At 32.7% G+C, this 4,424-nt stretch carries 3 protein-coding genes; 2 read left to right on the top strand and 1 reads right to left on the bottom strand.

Annotated features, from left to right (window positions below; all coding sequences use genetic code 11):
* Window positions 1-342 precede the first annotated feature (342 nt).
* Window positions 343-1,215 carry a hypothetical protein gene (locus tag DK188_RS20945; protein WP_198673065.1) on the top strand — a complete coding sequence of 291 codons (873 nt, stop codon included), beginning with the start codon at window positions 343-345 and terminating at the stop codon, window positions 1,213-1,215.
* A 149-nt stretch (window positions 1,216-1,364) separates the two neighbouring features.
* On the top strand, window positions 1,365-3,341 hold the full coding sequence (locus tag DK188_RS20940) for a hypothetical protein (RefSeq protein WP_111672816.1): 1,977 nt from the start codon (window positions 1,365-1,367) through the stop codon (window positions 3,339-3,341).
* Between the two features lie 359 nt (window positions 3,342-3,700).
* On the opposite strand, the gene DK188_RS20935 is transcribed toward DK188_RS20940, so the two are convergent.
* Complete coding sequence (locus DK188_RS20935) at window positions 3,701-3,946, bottom strand: helix-turn-helix domain-containing protein (protein WP_111672815.1); 246 nt, start codon at window positions 3,944-3,946, stop codon at window positions 3,701-3,703.
* Window positions 3,947-4,424 lie beyond the last annotated feature (478 nt).

The following is a 4,424-nucleotide window of genomic DNA, read 5'->3' as shown; positions in this document are numbered from 1 at the left end:
AAAAATACCCAGTACTGGGTATTTTTTGTGTATCTGAAATTCACTTACTTGTGATTACTAAATCTTTGGAAGTAAATGGATAAATGGCAGTTCTCAATTCATATCAAGAAACTAGTTTGGATTAGAGAGCGGCTCGAATCGGACCAGAATTTCTGAGGCTGCCACTGCTTGATCACCCTCTCATTAAGGAATCCTTTTCCGTAGGATTGCGGGAAAGGATGGAATGTGGTAGAGTTGATAGTTTTAACCGCAATCTAGGATACCGTCTTCCCAAGGTCTCTCTTTTTCATCCAGCTTCGTTTAAAACTCTTTATGTTAAGCACAATTAAAACAAATATCGAAATGACAGAGAACTCAAAGAATAAAATCGAAAAGACAGAGAAAAGCATTCAAATTGAAATCAGCCAAAAGCCTCGTTGTGGTATAATTATGCCTATCTCTGCAATCGACGGATGTGGACCTGAGCATTGGTTAGAAATATTATCAATATTAAAAGAAGTCGCAATTGATTCAGGTTTTGAACCAAATCTTGTGAGTGATGCAGATGATATTGGTATTATTCAAAAAAGAATTATACAAAATGTTTACAACAATGATATCATTATTTGTGACGTAAGTTGCAAAAACCCTAATGTAATGTTTGAATTAGGAATGCGTTTAGCATTTGATAAGGCGACCGTAATTATCAAGGATGACAAAACGGACTACTCGTTTGACACAGGTGTTATTGAACACCTAGGTTATCCAAGAGATTTAAGATTTCATAAAATATTGGAATTTAAAGAAAATCTTAAGAAGAAACTTACTTCAACATTTGAAAAATCTAAGACTGATCCAAATTATTCTACTTTTTTGAAAAATTTTGGGGAGTACAAAATTGCACATTTACAAGAAAAAGAGGTTTCTAGTGACAATTATATTTTAAATTCACTTGACGAAATTCGATTTGAAATAAGAAGACTAAGAAATAATCAAATTCACTCTGTAAATAGTCAGCGAGAATTGCTTGATGAAAAAACTTTAGATGTATATAGGACTAACTTAATCAAAAGGTTTTACTATGACTTTATGAGTGAAAACAAGGTGGGGAGCATGTCAGACCTAGATGTTTTGAAAGACGAATTGTTTGAATATATCTCCAATCAGCCAGAAGTTCAACAATTATTCAAAAGTAAAAATATGTTACGTAGTTACGTAAATAATATTCTGCCATAAATCTTGACTGACAACAGGTATTTTGATGGCAGCTTTGTAGTTTGTGAAAGTGTAAATTTCCAACTAAGCTCACCGAAGTTTAAAGACTTGTAGGCATTGACCCTGCCTTCCGATATACTTCTAACCTTTAACATCAATAATTGCCCATTATGCATAAGTATGACAGAGATAAAGTAGTTTTTCACTCCAAGGAGGATATGGCAGGTGGATATGAATTGTCCAAAGGAGAAAAAATACTTAAAAGTGAGCTTACTGAATCTCCAGCTGATATTAATGATCTGCTAGAATTGTATAATATCAAACTTTATATCGAAAATGAGGTTTATTTGAAAAATTGGTCTCAAAATGATATTAAGACATTTAAACGAAAAGTACTTCAATACGGAAAATTTATTGGTACATTCATGTCAAGAATTGATGATGATAACATTCTGAAATTTCACAATGATCTTATCTTTGATTTTGTGGAATCATTCTGGAGATTAATTAATGATCAAAAGGTATATAAGAGAATTTCTTCCCAAAAAATTTCAAACATTTTAGCTCAAGAACCTTATCAAATAAGGACAATATTGAAATACAAAGGATTGGTGGATATGTATAACGAAGTTCTTCGCGAATTTCTGTTGGCTTATGAAGAAAGTGCTGAAATAATACTTTCAATTTATGAAGTTAAAAAAGACTTCACTCAAGTAAATTGGTACTTGCCTAAAAGTTTGACTGTGCCTGATAAGGAAAAAATTATCTCTGCATACATTGATTCTGAAAATTGCAATATCAATTACTTACCTATAATACAAAATTCAAAAAAGACAAATGAGTTTGTAATATCGGATAAGATTAGGCTAAAGGCTAAGCGGAAACAGCAGGAGGAAAATGCCAAGTTTTTTGACGAAAAATCAAATGCATCTATGTTTAAGTATGGAGTTTCAATTAGCTATCCAGAAAAGGCATCTAAAATAAAAGAAAGTAAGGTTGAAAATCTTGTATCTCATTATTCTTACAGCATAGATTTCATTAAGGATAACGCACACCCGTATTTACTTTATTTGAATTTTAAACTCCTTTTTGAATATTTAGATTATCAAAATCGAATTAATTTAATCAGCAAAACAAGTCAATTAAGTGTCTTGGAAAGAGTAATGGGGGTACGCTCCAAAAATGAATACTTTGGCGGAATATTGTTCCAATTATCGCAAATCACATCACAGGCTCAAATTTTTACATATTCTAATGTCTTAAGAACTTTGAACATTTCCATTGAAGAGATTCTTCAGTACGTTTACACTACTCTTTTTTTTGAAAAATATGGATTTGCAAATAACGCAAGTCTGACAATTCCAACTCTGAGTGCTACACCACTGGAAAAAGTCAGAACTATAGCCCCTGAATTGGAGTCAATACTTAAGCGGTATAAGCTTTTTGTCGAAGATCAGAAGATTGATTTCGAACTTCTACAAATGTCCTCTAGTCCTAGCTCAATGAGAGACATACCAAGCTTAAATGATAGCAAGTATATTTACTTCAATAAAGATAGCGAAGAGGCTAATGTTTGCTCTAACTTATTTTTCTCGGATCAAACTTTATTAGCATATGTCGACCCATTTAAAGACAAACATTATAATAGCTTTTTTGATCTTCTAAGTAACGAGTCCAATATTTACTATATGAACTATGAAGAATATCAAATACCTCGACTGAAATACTTAATCGATAAAAGATACATAACTCTAGATGATGAAAATAGAATACAACTAACTAATCCAAACAGGGTTTTCATATTTATGGATTTATATGAAAATGAAGTTGGTTCCTTTTATCACTATCCGAAAGAAATTCAAGAAGAAGCCATGAAGATGTCAGACGAAAGATTAATCTTTTTTGACAGTTCGTTATTTGCCAAGCCTGAACAAGATTACTTTAATTTTTACTTGAACAGAAGTGAATTTACGAATGGTTTAGATTTGAGAAATAGCTATTTACATGGCACTCAGGCTAACCCGTCTGAAACTAGCCTTCATGAAAATTCTTACCTAATATATTTAAAATTACTTGTTTTAGTAATATTCAAAATAGAAGATGATCTTTATGTAAATCTAGAAAGAAATGAGGCTAACAATTCTTAAAATACGAATTTTTAACCCTTTGAAAGTCTGGTTGTAAACAGATATTTAAGTGTTTATTATTTCTGGCATGGAATATTAGTTTTGTTCAGCGTTGTAATTTGTAAATATGTTAAAAATAATTTAAATATTTTGAATTAAACGAAAGTCTTTTTAACTATTAAATTACAAACGTTTCGTTGAATTAGATGTTTTAGTACTTAAAGAATTATAAATATGTAGAGTCGTGTGAGATGAAATTCTCAAATATAGCCTCTACCGAAAAGTTGGTGTTTTGTGCGAAGATGTGGGTTAAATTCCCTTTGCCTAACCCGATTTTGTGAGAATCACGAATAAAGAAAGTTCCGGGCTTAAATCGAAAATTATTCCCAGTCAAAATCTAGAAGTTCCTTTGGATGGACTTCTAATACTTTAGCGAATCGTTCAAGTTCACTTATTCCGAAATTAGTCTCCCCTCTAAGAACCCTTCCAATCTGGCGATTATCATCAATTAAAAAAAACTCAGCAATTTGATCTTGACCAAGGTCCTTTTCCTTAGCAATTTCAAGAATTCTTGCACTCACTTTCTTGATGAAATCTTCGTTTTTGTAATTTGGCTTGCGTCCCACAGGACAATACTGAATATTTAGATAAATTTTTGTTAGGACATATTTGTCCTTTTGTTTGTTTTCACTATATTAGTTGCGGTTAAAGTATTCTTTAATCGGCAAATATTCGTTTGAATGCATTTGCACTTGTGAGTCTCGTCTTAGGAAACTGGTAATTTCAATTGAGGAACGGGATAAATGAGTGAGAATGCTCACGCCTTTGGCGTGGGCTACTTACTTGCTTGTTCCTCAGGTATACCAGTGCCTCTAAGACAGCGGGTTTGAGTCCACGCTTCTTTTTTGGCTTGGTCTCAACTTGGACATAGTTATAACCCAAGTATCATGGAACAGACCTTGATTTTTTCTGGATTGATTCAATTCCCGGGACCGAGATTCTGGAGAGAAGAAATGTCTGTTGATATTTTCCTTGGGTCATTTAGCTCTCTCATCCTATTACCTTATTCCACTACCGCAGGATACCTGGGCCTCAGTGCGTACG

The sequence above is a fragment of the Algoriphagus litoralis genome (assembly GCF_003259255.1).
In the GTDB taxonomy this organism is placed as follows: Bacteria; Bacteroidota; Bacteroidia; order Cytophagales; family Cyclobacteriaceae; genus Algoriphagus; species Algoriphagus litoralis.
Note: the sequence above shows the minus strand (reverse complement) of the source record. Positions and strands in the feature narration are given on the sequence as shown.

Coding starts and splice junctions, on each gene's coding strand:
- DK188_RS20945 (WP_198673065.1), top strand. CDS start 343: ATGACAGAGAACTCAAAGAATAAAATCGAAAAGACAGAGAAAAGCATT.
- DK188_RS20940 (WP_111672816.1), top strand. CDS start 1,365: ATGCATAAGTATGACAGAGATAAAGTAGTTTTTCACTCCAAGGAGGAT.